Source organism: Francisella marina (genome assembly GCF_008369785.1).
In the GTDB taxonomy this organism is placed as follows: Bacteria; Pseudomonadota; Gammaproteobacteria; order Francisellales; family Francisellaceae; genus Francisella; species Francisella salimarina.
This window is the reverse complement of the sequence record NZ_CP043552.1, coordinates 1,169,147-1,185,935: the sequence shown is the minus strand read 5'-3', so window position 1 is coordinate 1,185,935 and position 16,789 is coordinate 1,169,147. Positions and strand designations below refer to the sequence as shown.

Here is a 16,789-nt window from a genome sequence, read left to right as displayed (position 1 = left end):
TTTACTCAAATACTTCTAGAGCTTTCAGGAAAGTATCAACATTGGCATCTTTTTTGGTTGCATTTTCACTTAAATAGCGGCGGAAGACTTTGGCATTAGGTAAACCATTGAATAAGTTTAATGTATGCTTTGTTATATTATTAAGCTTCATATTAGGATCATTGTCTAGCTTGATTTTTATGTACTCAGCCATCTTGTAGGCTACCTCAAGTGGGGAAATATCATTAATGTGCTGGTTGTAGAACAGATTGTCAAAATTTTTAAATAACATTGGGTTATGGTAGGCTTCGCGTCCAATCATTACGCTATCTACATGTTTTAAGTGTTCTTGGGTATCTTCTATGGTTGTGATACCACCGTTGATGCCTAACTCAAGATTTGGGAAATCTTTTTTGATATTATAAACAGTACTATATTTTAGTTCAGGAATAGTTCTATTTTCTTTTGGAGATAAGCCACTAAGCCATCCTTTGCGAGCATGAATACAGAGATAATCTGCCCCAGCTTGTACTTGTTTATCAACGAAATTATATAGCTCTTCATAACTGTCATTATGATCGTAGCCAATACGACATTTTACAGAGATAGGTATATCTAGATTATCTTTCATAGCCTTGACACAATCTGCTACAAGCTCAGGTTCTGCCATTAGAGATAAGCCAAAATTACCTTTTTTCACTCTTTCACTAGGACAGCCTACATTTATATTTATTTCATTGTAGCCAAGATTTTGTGCAAGTTTACCACATGTTATGAAGTCTTCTGGTATACACCCTCCAAGCTGTAATGTAACAGGGTTTTCTTCAGGATTATATTTTAATAAGAAATCTTTATTACCATGTATTATGGCATTCAAGGTAATCATCTCTGTATACAGCATAGTGTGCTTTGTTATTAGACGCATCATGTAGCGGTAGTGTTTATCGGTCCAATCTAGCATTGGAGCAATACATATTTTTCTATTGGAAGCTTTCATTTTTTATTATTCTGATCAAAAGATTAATTACTGATAATTATAATGGATCATCGTCAAAAGTTAAGCGATGAATGATGCTATCTATTTGTGTACGGTATTTTACTGTATCTTTTGAGTATCTACTATACTGTGGGTTTGATCTATCATATAACCAGTTAGCCAAGTCCCATCCGTAAGTAGTCTGGAAACAGAGTTTACCAAATTCTGTTAGATTAAACTCTGCTTGAGTTTGTAAACACCCTGTCATGAAAACATCAGCATAAGTTTGTAGAATTGGATAGCTCTTATTTGGGAAGTCGGCATCCTTAAAGTCCTTCACGTACATCCAGTAATCACCCTTAGGTAAGCTTTTGACACCTAGCGGTACTATATCTTTACGAGGTATTTTTACACGACAGTATGATGCTTCTCTCAAATCAGTCGCAGAAATATCAGAAGCACTAGCTTTGTAGTATATTGCATTCATAGCATAGCCTTTGTTAGGGACCGCTAGTAAAAATGTAGCGTGAGATTTTTCTCCTCTTGATGCCCATAGTCTTTCAAAGCCACTAACCAGTACTGGCGCAGCATAAGTCGCTTCAGGAACAGTTATTTGTCTAGAATCCTTGTTCATCAAGCTTCCATAACCAATAACGTAGTTGTTTCTTTTTGAGCTCACTTTTGGGCGACAATTTATGCTATTCTCTGGTGTTTGTGATAACTTACTCTGTTCAAGTATTTTAAGTTCACTTTGGTGTATTGATTCTGCTTTTTTAATACCTGATTTTTTCCCAATCAGAAAACTAGAGGCAATTACAGCAACTAACAATATTACTACTAAAAAATTTTTCTTTTTCAAGGTTTTCAAACTTGCCTTATATCTAAAGTATAAGATTATATTAGCATTTCTATATTAAATGAAAACCCCTGAAGGATTATTACAAGGTTACTGATCTAAATTAATATAAATCTTTATTTGTGTTATAATATGATGTGATTGTGGATTTTAAATATAAATATATATTGGAGCTTGTTAATGTCTGAAAATAAAGCTTATGACTCATCGAGTATTAAAGTACTCAAGGGTTTAGATGCAGTTAGAAAAAGACCAGGGATGTATATCGGTGATACAGATGATGGTAGTGGCTTGCATCATATGGTGTTTGAGGTTGTTGATAATGCTATCGATGAGGCTTTAGCGGGCCATTGTGATGATATTAAAGTTATCATCAATAAGGATGGTTCAGTGTCTGTATCTGATAACGGGCGTGGTATACCTACAGATATTCATAAGGAAGAAGGTCGCTCAGCTGCTGAAGTTATTATGACAGTTCTTCATGCTGGTGGTAAATTTGATGATAATTCATACAAAGTATCTGGCGGTCTACATGGTGTGGGTGTGTCAGTTGTAAACGCACTGTCAGAAAAGCTCACTTTGGATATATCTCGTAATGGTTATAGGTATTACCAAGAGTACACGCATGGTGTGCCAGATTATCCGCTAAAACAGTTAGAGCCAACAGATAAATCAGGTTCAATAATTACATTCAAACCAAGTAAAGATACATTCTCTTTTGTTGATTTTGATTATGATATTTTGATGAAAAGAATTCGTGAATTATCTTTCTTAAATTCAGGTGTTAAAATTGAGCTTATCGATAAAATTAATAATAGGTCTGAGGTATTTAAGTATGATGGCGGTATCGCAGCATTCGTTAAATATTTAAACAATAGTAAAAAGCCTATTCATGAAAATGTTATAGCTGTAAGTGGTATCAAAGATGATATTCAGGTTGAGCTTGCATTACAATGGAATGACTCTTACAAAGAATCAATTTTTTGTTTTACAAACAATATTCCTCAACGCGATGGTGGTACTCATTTATCGGGGCTAAAAGCGGCTGTTACTCGTACAATGAATACATATATTGAGTCAGAAGGTTTAAATAAAAAGCTTAAAGTCACTCTTACAGGTGAGGATACTCGAGAAGGTTTAGCTGCTGTTTTATCTGTGAAAGTTCCAGATCCGAAATTTTCATCTCAAACAAAAGATAAATTAGTATCATCAGATGTTAAATCAGCTGTTGAGTCACTAGTAAATGAAAAGCTTCAAGAATTCTTACTAGAAAACCCTAAAGAGGCTAAAATCGTTTGTGAAAAAATTCTAGACTCAGCAAAGGCTCGTGAAGCAGCTCGTAAAGCTCGTGATATGACTCGTCGTAAGGGAGCTTTAGATATAGCCGGTCTTCCAGGTAAGCTTGCAGATTGCCAAGAAAAGGATCCTTCATTATCTGAAATATACCTTGTGGAGGGAGATTCTGCAGGAGGTTCAGCTAAACAGGCTCGTGATCGTAAAACGCAAGCGATTCTACCCCTAAAAGGTAAGATTTTGAATGTAGAAAAAGCTCGCTTTGACAAAATGCTTGGCTCTCAAGAAGTTGCTACTCTCATAAAAGCACTAGGGTGTGGTATAGGCGCAGAAGATTATAATCCTGATAAAACTAGGTATCATAAGATTATTTTGATGACTGATGCTGATGTTGATGGATCTCACATTAGAACTCTTCTTTTAACATTCTTTTATAGACAAATGCCGGAGCTTGTTGAAAGAGGGTATTTATATATTGCACAACCGCCTTTATATAAGGTCAAGAAAGGTAAGCAGGAAACATACCTGAAAGATGAAGATGCTTTAGCAGTATATCTAGGTAATATTGGTCTTGAAGGGGCTAATATCTTACTTGAGGATGGTAATGCTATTTCTGGTCAAATTTTAAATAACTATTATGAACTTTATCAAAAATCTGAGAAGGTAATTAAAAAGTACGCAAAGACATATCCTGAAAAACTGCTCAGAGTAATGGCTTATAGCGCTAAGTATGTAGATGAGAATGCAGATATCAAGAAATGGTGGGAGACTATTGCTGAAGCATGTAATCAAAAAGCATTATCTTATGAAAGGTTTAAGCTTATAGAAACTAAAGATGTTAATGAAGATGGTCAGGAAACTATCTCTTACGGTGTGAATCACTATATAAATGGTTATGACACGGATTATATTGTTAGAAATAGTTTCTTTACTACTAAAGATTATGAAGATCTTGTTACTTATGGTGATGTATTATCAGATATTTCTTTTAAAGGTGCTTATGTAGAAAGGGGTGCTAAAAAAGAATATGTTGATGACTTTGAGTCAGCAATTGACTGGTTACTTAAAGAAGCAAGACGCGGTAATGATGTACAGCGTTACAAAGGTCTAGGTGAGATGAACCCGGGCCAGCTTTGGGAGACAACTATGGATCCTGATAATAGAGTCTTGCTTCAAGTATCAATCAAAGACGCTGTTGAGGCAGATGCTTTATTTACTACTCTTATGGGTGATGAAGTTGAACCTCGTAGGAATTTTATTGAGTCTAATGCGCTTAACGTTGTTAATTTGGATGTTTAATCTAATTTTTTTCTTTATCTCTATTTTTTTCAAATCTTAACAAAAATTAATTTATCTACAGCAATTTAAAAAATTATAATCTTTCATAAATTTTGAAGAATGACAAACTTAATGGAGTCTATAAATGTCAGATATTAATTTGAAGATTGGTTTAGCTGAAATGTTAAAAGGCGGTGTTATCATGGATGTTGTCAATGCCGAGCAGGCAGAGATAGCTCAACAGGCAGGTGCAGTGGCTGTAATGGCTTTAGAAAGAGTGCCGGCAGATATCCGTAAAGATGGTGGTATCGCTAGAATGTCAGATCCAAAGTTGATTAAAGAAATTATGTCAGTAACTTCTATACCTGTGATGGCAAAAGCTCGTATAGGACATTTTGTTGAGGCGCAGATTCTTGAATCTTTGGGTGTTGATTTTATTGATGAAAGTGAGGTTTTAAGTCCTGCAGATGATCTTAATCATATAGACAAAGATAGCTTTAAAGTTCCTTTTGTATGTGGCTGTACAAATTTAGGTGAAGCTCTAAGAAGGATTGGTGAGGGGGCTGCTTTAATTAGAACAAAAGGTGAAGCAGGGACTGGTAATATTGTTGAAGCTGTTAGGCAGTTAAGACAAGTTAATAAAGATATTAGTTACATTAAAGGTGCTGATCAATCAGAACTTATGGCTATAGCAAAAAACATGCAGGCTCCGTATGATTTGGTTAAGTATGTACATGAAAATGGTAAGTTACCAGTGCCAAACTTTTCTGCAGGAGGTGTGGCAACTCCAGCTGATGCGGCTCTTATGATGCAATTAGGAGCGGAGTCAGTATTTGTAGGCTCTGGGATATTTAAATCAGCAGATCCTTTAAAGAGAGCTAAGGCTATAGTTAGTGCTGTTACATATTTTAATGATCCAAAAATATTAGCTGAAGTTTCAGAAGATCTTGGTGAGCCTATGACGGGTATTAATTGTGATTTTGAGAAGTTTTCACAAAGAGGATGGTAAAAAATGTCTGTGAATGTGGGCGTACTAGCTATTCAAGGTGGGTTCCAAAAGCATGCTGAGATGCTTGAATCTTTGGGGGCAGAGGTTAAATTAGTCAAATTTGCAAATGATTTTGATAAAATTGATAGGCTTATTATTCCCGGAGGAGAAAGTACAGCATTACTAAATCTTTTGAATAAGCATCAAATTTTTGATGAATTACAAGATTTTTGCTCACGAAAACCAGTTTTTGGAACTTGTGCAGGTAGTATAATTCTATCAAAAGGCTCTGAGTATTTAAGTCTTATAAATTTGGAGGTAGAGAGAAATGGCTATGGACGTCAAGTTGATAGTTTTGTCACAGACTTAGCTTTTATGAGTAATTCTATCAAAGCCGTATTTATTAGAGCACCAAAATTTACTAGAGTGGGTGATAATGTTGAGGTATTGGCTAAATTTGATGATTCGCCTGTATTAGTTAGGCAAGATAATATTTTAGTGAGTAGTTTTCATCCTGAGTTGACTGAGGATTCTTCTGTGCATAAGTACTTTCTAAATATGTAGTCTTATTTTTGACATTTTTTGCAAAAGAATGTATTCCTTTGAGCTATCACTAAACTTTCAATTTTAGTGTTACAGATATGACAGTTTTGATTGGCTCTACCATAAACATTGAGTTGTTGCGTGAAGTAGCCAGGTTTACCTTCTGTATTTTTATAATCCTTGAGTGTTGTACCACCTTCTGCAATTGCTTTATCAAGTATTTTCTTAATTGAAGTTAAAAGCTTTTCAGCCTCTTTTTTTGTGATAGTGTTAGAAGCTCTTGTAGGTAGAATATTACTATCAAATAATGCTTCACTAGCATATATATTTCCTACACCAACAACTATGCTATTATCCATGATAGTTTGTTTGATCTTTCTAGAGGTTTTCTTTAATTTAGATATCAAATATTCAGCATTGAAATCATCTGTTAAAGGTTCAACTCCATGAGTTGCTAAAACTTTATGTTGTAGTGGTGTTTCGTTTGTGTTGACTAGCCAGTATCCAAATTTACGTGGGTCATTGTAGACTAGACTTAGGTTATCAGATAATTCTAAGATAATGTGGTCATGCTTGATCTTATCATATTCAGAGGTATTTATAATTTTGACAACACCTGACATACCAAGATGAATAATTAACTGCAAGTTATCTTCCATAAAAATAATTAGGTGTTTGCCTCTTCTTTGGACATCTTTCACTACTTTACTTTTTAGTGATAGAAGTTGAGCTTTATCTATGGGGTAGCGAAGCTTATCTGTATTTATCTGTATGCTTTTAATCTTTTTGTTAATAATATTTTTGGTTAAACCTCTTTTGACAGTCTCTACTTCAGGAAGTTCAGGCATAAATTTAATATTACTATAAAAATTAAGATTACTATATGATAACATAATAGGTTATCTATGAGCTTATTATTACAACTAATACTGGTATAAAAATGCGCCTAAAACAGCTTAAATCTTCTATACATAAAAAATTAAATCAATCTTACATATATGACTGCAATAAACAGATAGACTTTAGCAAAATCATAAATGGTTCTATAATTATTGCGAATGATACTTCAATAATCACGATACTAGCTTTAAAGAGTTTTCTGAAAGAAAAAACGATAACGGTTTTGGGCCACTTTGATACTAGAGTTAGATGTTTTGAAAAAGCTATAGCAAATGCTGAAATAAAATATATTGATGATATTAGTTTTTGGGATCATCAAGGTGTACTTATTGTGGACAAGAGTTTTATTTCTCAGGTTGAGCAAAATGATAATAGATTCTTGTTGTTTGTATGTGGGCCTGAGATGCCATATTTTTCAGACCGTAAAAATTTAGATAGACAGGTATTTTTTGATATTGCTAAACTTAAAAGTTTGAGAAGTCTAAATGAGGAGATGGATGATCTTTCTGTGAAAGCTTGGGAGGAGTATTTAGCTCTTTTGAAGGCTCCTGCTGAGATTTGGTTTAGGCAAATGTTAAACGCTAAAAGTAACTTGGTATTAACTGATACGACAGGTGTCACTTTAGATGGTTACAAGTTTGCGACAGGGGCAGCATTGATGTCCAAAAAACTTCAAGAAATTACTAAGCAAGAAGATAATGTTGGTGTTTGTTTACCTACAAGCGCAGGCGGTTATTTGGCGATATTAGCATTAATGATGAGTGCAAAGGCAATAGTTAATCTAAATTATACAGCTTCAGAGGAAGCATTAAGACATGCTATTAATAATGCAGGAATTAAAACAATAATTACTTCTAGAGCATTTGTTGAGAAATTAACTCACAAAGGTTTCTTTGTTGAAGAGATTTTTTCGATGTGCAAGATTGTATATTTGGAGGATATCAAAGCAAAAATAACCAAAGCTGAGTCAATAAAGACATTCTTGCAAATCAAAATGCTACCTGCGTCATGGTTAGTTAAAAAATACCTTAAGCCAACTAAGCTAGATGACTTGGCCTTTATAATATTTAGTAGTGGTAGTGAAGGGGTGCCTAAAGGTATTGCAATCAAGAATAAAAACCTTCTTGCAAATGTTTATCAAAGCACAAATGTTATCGAGTGCCAAGAGAATGATTCTGTGGCAGGGATTTTGCCTATATTTCATGCTTTTGGTCTTACAATCTCACTAGTTTCTCTGTTTCAAGGGGGGTATATAGCATGCCATCCAGATCCAACAGATGCTAAAGGAGTTGCTAATTTAATCAAAAAAAATAAAACTACAGTGTTGTGTGCGACACCAACATTTTTAAGAATTTATACCAAAAATAAAGCAGTCAAAAAAGAAGATCTTGCAACACTTAGGCTTATTATTACAGGTGCTGAAAAACTCTCTAAAGAAGTACGCACTATGTTCGAAGACAAGTTTGATAAGGTTATTAATGAAGGATATGGGACTACCGAACTTTCACCAGTAGCTGCTGTTAATAGACCAACTAAGTCGCCAAATAAAATAGGTACTGTAGGTTTGACAGTTCCCGGTGGTCAATTCAAAATTATACATCCTGAGTCTCATGAAGAGCTACCTATTGGTGTAGAGGGCATGATTATATACCGCGGTGTTAATAAAATGGATTACTATCTTAATGATCCTAAAAAAACTAATGAGGTTATGATCGAGAAATATGGATATAAGTGGTACATAACAGGAGATAAAGGTAAGATCGATGGCGAAGGTTATTTAACGGTAGTTGATAGGTACTCCAGGTTTGCAAAAGTTGCTGGTGAAATGGTGAGTTTGGGACTTTTGGAGCAAAAAGTCTATGATACTTTGAGAGAAAAGGGGTATGATTCTCATAAAATTGATTTTGAGGTTTTAGCTGTGGCTACATCAGATACTAAAAGAGGCGAGATTATTAACTTACTATATAATCTAGAAGACTTAGAACCAACTGAGTTGAAAGAAATCGTAAGATACTCTGGTATTGAAAATCTTTATAAGCCAACCAACTATTTCAAGGTTATATCAATACCTAAATTAGGCTCTGGGAAGACAGACTTTTCTAAGGCTAAAAAGCTCACTAATGAACTAGTTAAGGCATAAGTTAGATGCATTTCTCAGTTTTACTTCGAGAATCTGTAGATGGTTTGGATATAAAGCCAAATGGTATTTATATCGATGCAACATTTGGCAGGGGCGGGCATTCAAAAGCTATATTGGATCGACTAACATCTGGAAAGCTTATTGCTTTTGATAAGGATTTGGATGCTATAGATTATGCAAAAGAAAATTTCCAATTTGAAAATTTCCAGATAGTTCATGCAAGTTTTGCTAGTATTTATGATTATTGTTCTCAGAATAATCTTCTAGGTGAGATTGATGGTGTCATTATGGATTTAGGAGTTTCTTCTCCTCAATTAGATAATGCTAATAGAGGGTTTAGCTTTACGCATGATGGTCCACTAGATATGCGAATGGACACATCAAAAGGCCTTACTGCTAGCCAAGCTTTAGAAGAGTTATCAGTAGATGAGTTAACTTACATCTTTAAGGTTTATGGTGAAGAACGTTTTGCAAAAAAAATTGCTCTAAGAGTTAAAGACTATATAGCTGAGAATGGAAGCATAACTAGAACACATCAGTTAGCTGACCTTATTCGAGCAACCATTGGTAAAAGAGAGAAAAAAAATCCTGCGACAAGGTGTTTTCAAGCATTACGTATATATGTTAATAATGAGCTTAAGGATTTAGAGTTCCTTTTAGGAAATATTCTAGATGTTGTTAAAAAGGGTGGAAGAATTGCTACTATTTCTTTCCATTCATTAGAAGATCGTATAGTTAAACAAAATTTCACTTCTCTTATTAATCCAAAACAAGAGTTAAATAGGATTTCTAAGTTGCTTCCACAAGATACTAGTGGAGTAAAAATGAAATGGATTACAAAAAAAGCTAAAGCAAATCAAGATGAGCTTAGTCAAAATGTTCGCTCTAGAAGTGCTATTTTAAGGATTGTTGAAAAGATATGATGCTAACAAACCGTCAAATACGGATAAGATTATTTGAGTCGTTAAAAAATAGTTTTTTTAAGAAAACGGTGGCTATTGCATTTGTACTTTTATTTGTGTTATTGCTTACAGCATTTGCTTTAATTGTGACACGTTTTGAGTTTAAACTTCTGTTAAATGAGCGTAAAGATCTAATTGTTGAGCAGACCCAATTAGATGAGCAGTGGAGTCAAATTGTATTGGAGTACAGTTCGTTAGCAACACCTACGGCTGTAGAAAAATTTGCTGAAAAAGAAAAGATGTCTTTACCAACTAGAAAGAGTATAGGTACATTGAGTAATCAAGAGGAGAGCTCTGCAAATGAATAGCTATAGACCAAAATTAAGACACTTAGTGGTCATTCTATTGCTATTGTTAAGTTTTATAGTCTTATTTGCCAAATTGATTTATATGGAAACAATTCAGTATCCTAAACTTAAGCAAGAAGGTGATAATCGTAGTGATAGAAGTATAGATATAAAATCATATAGAGGCATAATTCTTGATAGAAATGGTAATCCTTTGGCTATAAGTACTCCGGTTGATACCATTTGGGTTGACCCTTACTATGTCAGTGCAGATAGCTCTGAATTGAAAGAGGTTATGAGTATTTTAAAACTATCCAAAGAAAAAAGAGAAAAGATAGAAAGACAAGTTAAAGTCAGAGAAGGAAGGAGTGGCTTCGTCTATATTGAGAGAAAAGTTCAGCCATATTTATCACAAAAAGTTAAAGATTTGGATATTACAGGTATTCATGTGATACGTGAATTTAAGAGATATTATCCAATGGCTGAGGTTGCGTCCCATATTGTTGGTTTTACTAATGTTGATGGTAAAGGTCAAGAAGGTCTAGAGCTAGAATTTAATAAGTTTTTGACAGGACAAGATGGATATTTCGAGTATAAGAAAGATTTACATGGTGGTGTTGCAAAAGTTGAAGATAACTTTATAATGCCTAAAAATGGTCATAATCTTCAAATAAGTATTGACTCTAGACTACAGTACATTGCATATAAGTATCTGAAAAAAGGCGTGATCAAGACGAATTCTGAAGCAGGTTCAGTTATTATTGAAAATATTCATACAGGTGAGATATTAGCTATGGCTAATTATCCTTCGTATAATCCTAATAGTATGGCAGATGCTTATCCTGATAGACGCAGAAATCGAGCTATTACGGATGTGTATGAGTTGGGTTCGGTAATGAAAGTCTTTGCAGCGGCTACTGCGCTGATTTATGGTGATAATGTGACACCAGAGCAACCTATTATCAATTCGCACCCAGGCTATTATCGTATTGGTAAAAATACTGTGAGAGATGAAAGAGATTATGGTGAAGAAGATTTAAGATATATTCTTATGAAATCTAGTAACGTTGGTATATCAAAGATGATATTGAGCCTAACTGATCCTACAATACTTGAGCCATCACTTAGAAACTTCGGATTTGGTGATAAAACAGGTATACAACTACCTGGTGAGCGTGATGGATTTGTCCCAGCTAAAGATAAGTGGGGAGATTTTCAGCTAGCAACTTTATCTTTTGGGTATGGTATGAATGCAACAGATCTTCAGCTAGTTGCTGGAGTCTCAGCAATTGCCAATGATGGTAAGTATATTAAGCCAACAATTCTTAAAAGAAGAGCTGGAGAAGAAATTGACTCTAGGCCGGTAGCATCTAAAAAGGTTTCTGAAGAAATGGTTAGTATGATGCAATCTGTTGTTGAAGGGGTTGGTGGGACAGGAGCAAGAGCGCAAATTCCTTTATACCATGTTGCAGGTAAAACAGGTACGGCTAGGATGTTGTCAGGAGGGACGTATGGTGCGAAATATTTGGCAAGTTTCGTTGGTGTCGTGCCAGCTAGTGATCCACAGTTGGCTATTGTTGTTACAATAAAGGATCCTAAAGGTGATAAGTATGGAGGTGGCTCTGTAGCTGCTCCAGTTTTTGCTGATGTAGCACTTAATAGTTTGCAAATATTGGGTATTAGGCCTGATAAGATTGGTAACTAAATCTTTTGTCTTTTTTGCTTTAATGGTATATAATCTTAAACCGGTAAACTGTTCCTTTGTGCGGTTTGTCATACACATTAATTAATAGAAAACAAATGGAGAAATGTTATGTTAACAACTCAAGATAAGCAAAATATTATTAAAGAAAATCAGCAGTCTGAAGGCGATACTGGTTCACCTGAAGTGCAAGTTGCTCTTTTAACTGCTAGAATTAACGACTTGCAAGGACACTTTGCAACTCACAAAAAAGATAATCACTCAAGAAGAGGTCTTTTAAGGTTAGTAAGTCAACGTCGTAAATTATTAGACTATTTACATGGTAAAGATGTAGAAAGATACCGTGCTCTAATCAAGAAATTAAACTTACGTAGATAATAATTTCATCCTAATCGTTCTTACGTCATTAAATCAAATAATTATATAAGGTTAAACTGTGAAAATATTTAGAGAAGTCTTTGAACTAGGTAACAAAGAAATAGTTCTAGAAACAGGTGGTATGGCTCGTCAAGCAGATGGGTCTGTGACTGTAAGTTGTGGTAATAATGTTGTATTGGTAACTACAGTAGTTAAAAAATCAGTATCAGCAGGTGCTGATTTCTTTCCATTGTCGGTACACTATTTAGAGAAAACATACGCAGCAGGTAAGATACCTGGAGGCTTCTTAAGAAGAGAGGGAAGACCTTCTGAAGAACAGATTCTTATTTCTAGATTAATAGACAGATCTATAAGACCATCATTTCCTGATGGATTTTTTAATGAGATTCAAATTGTAGCTACAGTTTTATCTTATGATGGGACATTTTCACCAGATATGTTGGCACTAATAGGAGCATCTGCTTCTTTAGCAATATCAGGAGCGCCTTATGATGATATTATTGCTGGTGTAAGAGTTGGTTATACTAATGGTAAGTATATTCTTAATCCTAATAAAGCAGATTTAAAAGAGTCTGATCTTGATTTAGTAGTTTCTGGTACTGATGATGCAATACTAATGGTGGAGTCAGAAGCTAATAGTTTGCCAGAATCTGTGATGCTTGGTGGTATCTTATATGCACACAAGCATCTTAGAACTATTATTAGCTCTATTAATAAACTTGCTAAAGTAGCTTCAAAACCACGTATAGAATATACAATTTATGAGATAAATAAGTTGTTAAAATCTCAGATTAAGTCACATTTCTTTGGTGAAATCAAAAACGCATATACAATAGCATCTAAGCAAGAGAGAAATATTAAGCTTAATGAAGTAAGAAAAAATGTTTTAGAGCATATATTCTCGAGTGATGTTGATGGTAATGAATATACTGAAAAAGAAATTTTAGAAGCTTTCCATGATATTGAAAAGGATCTTGTTAGATCAAATATTTTAGATGGTAAGCCAAGAATTGATGGAAGATGTACGGAAACAATACGACCTATCAATGTTAAAGTTGGTGTATTGCCAGGCGTGCATGGTTCAGCTCTATTTACTAGAGGTGAAACACAGGCTTTAGTGGTTACAACCCTCGGTAGCGATAGAGATGCCCAGCTTGTAGAATCTTTAGATGGTATGGAAAAATCACGATACATGCTTCATTATAACTTTCCTCCATACTCTGTAGGGGAGTGTGGTATGGTGGGTATGGCTCCGAAGCGTCGTGAAGTTGGTCATGCAAATCTAGCTAAACGTGCAACACAAGCGGTTTTTCCAAATGAAACTGCTTATCCATACGTCGTAAGAATAGTATCGGAAATATTGGAGTCAAATGGCTCTAGTTCCATGGCAACTGTTTGTGGCTCATCTTTATCTATGATGGACGCAGGTGTGCCAATAGCTGAGCCAGTTGCAGGTATTGCTATGGGTCTTATCAAAGATGGCGCAAAATATGCAGTTTTATCAGACATATTAGGTGATGAAGATCATTTGGGAGATATGGATTTCAAAGTTGCTGGTACTAGATATGGTGTTACAGCACTTCAGATGGATATCAAAATCAAAGGCATCTCTAGAGAGATTCTTGAGCAAGCACTTGAGCAAGCTAGAACAGGTAGGTTGCATATCTTAGGGATTATGAATGAAGTAATAAGAGAGCATAAAGAATCTGTTTCTGATGTTGCTCCACAAATTCATGTCATGAATATAAACCCAGCTAAGATAAAAGATGTTGTTGGTCGAGGCGGATCTGTTGTAAAAGGTATCGTAGAAAAAACTGGAGCTCAAATTGATACTAGTGACTCTGGTGAGGTTAAAATATTTGCTAAAGATAAAAAATCATTAGATTTGGCTAAATCTATAGTTGAAGAAATTGTTGCTGAAGTTGAAGAAGGACAAATTTACAAGGGTAAGATTGTTAAGCTTTTAGACTCTGGCGCATTTGTTAATCTTCTTGGTAGTCAAGATGGATATTTACCATTCTCAGAAATTGAACAAGCTGGTATGAAAACTAATTCATTAGTCGAGGGTCAGGGCTTAGAAGTCTTGGTTCAAAATATAGACAGAGGTGGTAGAGTTAAACTTTCTCTTGTAGCGAGGTAATTTTATGAGTGAAGTAGTTCAAAGTGTTGATCCAATCAACTTTACAGAATCGGCATCTTTAAAGGTTAAAGAGCTAATTGAAGAAGAAGGAGATAACTCTCTTAGTCTTAGAGTTTATATAACTGGTGGTGGATGTTCAGGATTTCAATATGCTTTCGCATTTGATAATGAGATAAAAGAAGATGATATGGTTGTTACGAAAAATGGTGTTCGCCTTCTTGTTGATTCTATGAGCTTTCAGTATTTAGTTGGGGCTGATGTTGACTATAAAGATGATGTTGAAGGAGCTTATTTTGTGATAAGAAATCCAAATGCGAAAACAACATGTGGTTGTGGTTCATCTTTTTCTGTATAATATTTAATCGTAATCAAACTTATTTAAAGTAGAAATGTTTTATGAAAATTGCTAATTTTGAAGTAGGAAATGGTAAGCCATTTTTCTTGATGTCTGGGCCGTGTGTGATTGAATCAGAGCAAATGGCTATGGATACAGCTGGGTACCTAGCTGAGATCACTAATGATTTAGGCATTAATTTTGTATATAAGTCATCTTTTGATAAGGCGAATCGTTCTTCTATTAACAGTTTTAGAGGTCTTGGTGTTGATAAGGGGCTTGAGATTTTATCTAAAGTTAAAAAAACCTATAATGTACCAGTTGTTACAGATGTCCACGAAGATACTCCTTTTGCTGAAGTAGCAGAAGTTGTTGATGTGATGCAGACGCCAGCTTTTTTGTGTCGTCAGACAAATTTTATACTAGATGTATGTAAGCAAGGCAAACCTGTGAATATCAAAAAAGGTCAATTTCTAGCTCCTTGGGACATGCAACATGTTGTTACTAAGGCAAAATCCACAGGTAATGAGCAGATCATGGTTTGTGAAAGAGGTGTAAGCTTTGGTTACAATAATTTGGTTTCAGACATGCGCTCTCTTGAGATAATGAAAGATACAGGTTGCCCCGTAGTGTTTGATGCTACTCATTCAGTGCAATTACCTGGTGGACAAGGTAGCTCATCAGGTGGTCAACGAGAATTTGTACCTGTTCTATCAAAGGCTGCTATGGCAGTCGGTATTGATGGTCTTTTTATGGAGACTCATCCAAAGCCAGAAGAAGCATTAAGTGATGGTCCAAATTCATTCCCGATGTATAAAATAAAAGAGTTTTTAAGCTTATTAAAAGAACTGGATCATTTAGTTAAAAGTCAACCAAAAATAGAATTATAAGGTAAAAAATAATGGCTGGTAAAGGCGATGTTTTTATAATCGGTATTGTTGGTGGATCTGGCTCCGGTAAAACTTTATTTTCAAATGAAATTATAAAAAAATTAAAATCAAAACATCTAAACCAAATAGCAGTAATTTCTGAAGACAGATATTATAAAAATTGGGGAGAGATGGTTGGCTTTGAAGAAGCTAATAAAATTAATTATGATCATCCAGATGCTTTTGATCACAAACTCTTAAGGAAAGATTTAGCTGATTTGGTTGAGGGTAAAGATATCCATATTCCTTACTATGACTATACAACTCACTCAAGAGTCAAAGAAAAGTCAGAAGAGATCGCTGGTGGTGTAAGTGTCATTATACTTGAAGGCATTATGTTATTTAATGATCGTAAGCTACTAAAAATGATGGATTTCAAAGTATATATGGATACACCATCTGATCTGTGTTTCATTAGAAGGCTTATGCGTGACCAAAATGAAAGAGGCCGAAGTGTTGAAAGTGTTATAAGTCAGTATTTAGAAACAGTTAGACCTATGCATATAAAATTTATTGAGCCATCAAAGAGAAAAGCTGATATTATAGTTCCTGATGGAGCTCAAAATAAAACTGTGATTGATATAATATATAACAAAGTAAAACAATTATTGAAGAAAAATGGAGTAAAAAATGGCTAGAGTAACGGTTGAAGATTGCTTAGATAAGGTAGAAACAAGGTTTGATTTAGTAGTTTTAGCTTCGATGAGAGCGAATAATATACTTAAAAAAGGTTATTCAGAGTCTGTAGATAATGAAAAAAGAGAAAAGGCTACTGTGGTAGCATTGAGAGAAATAGCAGAATCTGAAATATCTCCAGAACAAATCTTAAGAAATGAAATAGAAGGCTAATAAAATCTATATAAAAAGCTTGACTTGTTTTTATAAGGCTGTATAATTCTCAGTTATCGGGTGCTTAGCTCAGCTGGGAGAGCATCGCCCTTACAAGGCGAGGGTCGGGGGTTCGAACCCCTCAGCACCCACCACGATTCCAAAAAGCGACATTAGTCGCTTTTTTTATGTCTAATATTTTTTCATATACATTATCTTTAAGATTATTATGTTTTTGTGTGCTAGAATTTATATAGATAATGTAGTTAGGAGTTA

16 protein-coding genes and 1 tRNA gene are annotated in these 16,789 nt (G+C 34.6%); 14 read left to right on the top strand and 3 right to left on the bottom strand.

The features are described 5' to 3' along the window. Position 1: 1 nt before the first annotated feature. Positions 2 to 976, bottom strand: coding sequence for a tRNA dihydrouridine(20/20a) synthase DusA (dusA, locus tag F0R75_RS05855; protein WP_149367999.1), 975 nt, complete (start codon positions 974 to 976; stop codon positions 2 to 4). Positions 977 to 1,013: 37 nt separating this feature from the next. Continuing rightward, complete coding sequence (gene chaC / locus F0R75_RS05850) at positions 1,014 to 1,814, bottom strand: gamma-glutamylcyclotransferase ChaC (RefSeq protein WP_146421082.1); 801 nt, start codon at positions 1,812 to 1,814, stop codon at positions 1,014 to 1,016. Positions 1,815 to 1,991: 177 nt separating this feature from the next. On the opposite strand from chaC, the gene gyrB reads away from it, so the two are divergent. From gyrB to pdxT, 3 genes are all read left to right on the top strand, one after another. Beyond that, the gene (gene gyrB / locus F0R75_RS05845) at positions 1,992 to 4,403 is read left to right on the top strand and encodes a DNA topoisomerase (ATP-hydrolyzing) subunit B (RefSeq protein WP_149368000.1); all 2,412 of its coding nucleotides are present in this window, start codon (positions 1,992 to 1,994) and stop codon (positions 4,401 to 4,403) included. 124 nt (positions 4,404 to 4,527) lie between these two features. After that, entirely contained in the window at positions 4,528 to 5,391 is an 864-nt protein-coding gene (pdxS, locus tag F0R75_RS05840; RefSeq protein ID WP_149368001.1) for a pyridoxal 5'-phosphate synthase lyase subunit PdxS, read from the top strand. 3 nt (positions 5,392 to 5,394) lie between these two features. After that, positions 5,395 to 5,934 carry a pyridoxal 5'-phosphate synthase glutaminase subunit PdxT gene (gene pdxT / locus F0R75_RS05835; protein WP_149368002.1) on the top strand — a complete coding sequence of 180 codons (540 nt, stop codon included), beginning with the start codon at positions 5,395 to 5,397 and terminating at the stop codon, positions 5,932 to 5,934. Positions 5,935 to 5,936: 2 nt separating this feature from the next. Here pdxT and mutM read toward each other — a convergent pair whose 3' ends face one another. Then, positions 5,937 to 6,761, bottom strand: a complete 825-nt coding sequence (mutM, locus tag F0R75_RS05830; RefSeq protein WP_187985997.1) for a bifunctional DNA-formamidopyrimidine glycosylase/DNA-(apurinic or apyrimidinic site) lyase — start codon at positions 6,759 to 6,761, stop codon at positions 5,937 to 5,939. Positions 6,762 to 6,853: 92 nt separating this feature from the next. On the opposite strand from mutM, the gene migR reads away from it, so the two are divergent. From migR to F0R75_RS05775, 11 genes are all read left to right on the top strand, one after another. Further along, positions 6,854 to 8,953 carry an iglABCD operon regulator MigR gene (gene migR, locus F0R75_RS05825; RefSeq protein ID WP_149368004.1) on the top strand — a complete coding sequence of 700 codons (2,100 nt, stop codon included), beginning with the start codon at positions 6,854 to 6,856 and terminating at the stop codon, positions 8,951 to 8,953. A 5-nt stretch (positions 8,954 to 8,958) separates the two neighbouring features. Further along, positions 8,959 to 9,876, top strand: a complete 918-nt coding sequence (gene rsmH / locus F0R75_RS05820) for a 16S rRNA (cytosine(1402)-N(4))-methyltransferase RsmH (RefSeq protein WP_149368005.1) — start codon at positions 8,959 to 8,961, stop codon at positions 9,874 to 9,876. Then, positions 9,873 to 10,223 carry a cell division protein FtsL gene (gene ftsL, locus F0R75_RS05815; RefSeq protein WP_041263817.1) on the top strand — a complete coding sequence of 117 codons (351 nt, stop codon included), beginning with the start codon at positions 9,873 to 9,875 and terminating at the stop codon, positions 10,221 to 10,223. Before rsmH ends, ftsL begins: the two co-directional genes overlap by 4 nt. After that, a complete protein-coding gene (locus F0R75_RS05810; protein ID WP_149368006.1) occupies positions 10,216 to 11,907 on the top strand; it encodes a peptidoglycan D,D-transpeptidase FtsI family protein in 1,692 nt (563 codons plus the stop codon). The genes ftsL and F0R75_RS05810 overlap by 8 nt, the downstream gene beginning before the upstream one ends. A gap of 108 nt (positions 11,908 to 12,015) precedes the next feature. Further along, positions 12,016 to 12,282, top strand: a complete 267-nt coding sequence (gene rpsO / locus F0R75_RS05805; RefSeq protein WP_004288130.1) for a 30S ribosomal protein S15 — start codon at positions 12,016 to 12,018, stop codon at positions 12,280 to 12,282. Between the two features lie 58 nt (positions 12,283 to 12,340). Then, a complete protein-coding gene (pnp, locus tag F0R75_RS05800; RefSeq protein ID WP_013923485.1) occupies positions 12,341 to 14,422 on the top strand; it encodes a polyribonucleotide nucleotidyltransferase in 2,082 nt (693 codons plus the stop codon). A gap of 4 nt (positions 14,423 to 14,426) precedes the next feature. After that, positions 14,427 to 14,777: an iron-sulfur cluster insertion protein ErpA gene (gene erpA / locus F0R75_RS05795; RefSeq protein WP_013923484.1), complete on the top strand. Its 351-nt coding sequence runs from the start codon at positions 14,427 to 14,429 to the stop codon at positions 14,775 to 14,777. Between the two features lie 41 nt (positions 14,778 to 14,818). Beyond that, on the top strand, positions 14,819 to 15,646 hold the full coding sequence (gene kdsA, locus F0R75_RS05790) for a 3-deoxy-8-phosphooctulonate synthase (protein ID WP_013923483.1): 828 nt from the start codon (positions 14,819 to 14,821) through the stop codon (positions 15,644 to 15,646). Positions 15,647 to 15,657: 11 nt separating this feature from the next. Then, positions 15,658 to 16,323: a uridine kinase gene (gene udk / locus F0R75_RS05785; RefSeq protein ID WP_013923482.1), complete on the top strand. Its 666-nt coding sequence runs from the start codon at positions 15,658 to 15,660 to the stop codon at positions 16,321 to 16,323. Then, complete coding sequence (gene rpoZ / locus F0R75_RS05780) at positions 16,316 to 16,534, top strand: DNA-directed RNA polymerase subunit omega (RefSeq protein WP_013923481.1); 219 nt, start codon at positions 16,316 to 16,318, stop codon at positions 16,532 to 16,534. The genes udk and rpoZ overlap by 8 nt, the downstream gene beginning before the upstream one ends. 58 nt (positions 16,535 to 16,592) lie before the next feature. Beyond that, positions 16,593 to 16,668 (top strand) — tRNA-Val (locus F0R75_RS05775). The last annotated feature ends 121 nt before the right edge of the window (positions 16,669 to 16,789 follow it).

What these genes read in the sequence shown, in the direction of transcription:
- dusA (WP_149367999.1), bottom strand. Translation starts at nt 976, where the DNA reads ATGAAAGCTTCCAATAGAAAAATATGTATTGCTCCAATGCTAGATTGG.
- gyrB (WP_149368000.1), top strand. Translation starts at nt 1,992, where the DNA reads ATGTCTGAAAATAAAGCTTATGACTCATCGAGTATTAAAGTACTCAAG.
- pdxS (WP_149368001.1), top strand. Translation starts at nt 4,528, where the DNA reads ATGTCAGATATTAATTTGAAGATTGGTTTAGCTGAAATGTTAAAAGGC.
- pdxT (WP_149368002.1), top strand. Translation starts at nt 5,395, where the DNA reads ATGTCTGTGAATGTGGGCGTACTAGCTATTCAAGGTGGGTTCCAAAAG.
- mutM (WP_187985997.1), bottom strand. Translation starts at nt 6,761, where the DNA reads ATGCCTGAACTTCCTGAAGTAGAGACTGTCAAAAGAGGTTTAACCAAA.
- migR (WP_149368004.1), top strand. Translation starts at nt 6,854, where the DNA reads ATGCGCCTAAAACAGCTTAAATCTTCTATACATAAAAAATTAAATCAA.
- rsmH (WP_149368005.1), top strand. Translation starts at nt 8,959, where the DNA reads ATGCATTTCTCAGTTTTACTTCGAGAATCTGTAGATGGTTTGGATATA.
- ftsL (WP_041263817.1), top strand. Translation starts at nt 9,873, where the DNA reads ATGATGCTAACAAACCGTCAAATACGGATAAGATTATTTGAGTCGTTA.
- F0R75_RS05810 (WP_149368006.1), top strand. Translation starts at nt 10,216, where the DNA reads ATGAATAGCTATAGACCAAAATTAAGACACTTAGTGGTCATTCTATTG.
- rpsO (WP_004288130.1), top strand. Translation starts at nt 12,016, where the DNA reads ATGTTAACAACTCAAGATAAGCAAAATATTATTAAAGAAAATCAGCAG.
- erpA (WP_013923484.1), top strand. Translation starts at nt 14,427, where the DNA reads ATGAGTGAAGTAGTTCAAAGTGTTGATCCAATCAACTTTACAGAATCG.
- kdsA (WP_013923483.1), top strand. Translation starts at nt 14,819, where the DNA reads ATGAAAATTGCTAATTTTGAAGTAGGAAATGGTAAGCCATTTTTCTTG.
- udk (WP_013923482.1), top strand. Translation starts at nt 15,658, where the DNA reads ATGGCTGGTAAAGGCGATGTTTTTATAATCGGTATTGTTGGTGGATCT.
- rpoZ (WP_013923481.1), top strand. Translation starts at nt 16,316, where the DNA reads ATGGCTAGAGTAACGGTTGAAGATTGCTTAGATAAGGTAGAAACAAGG.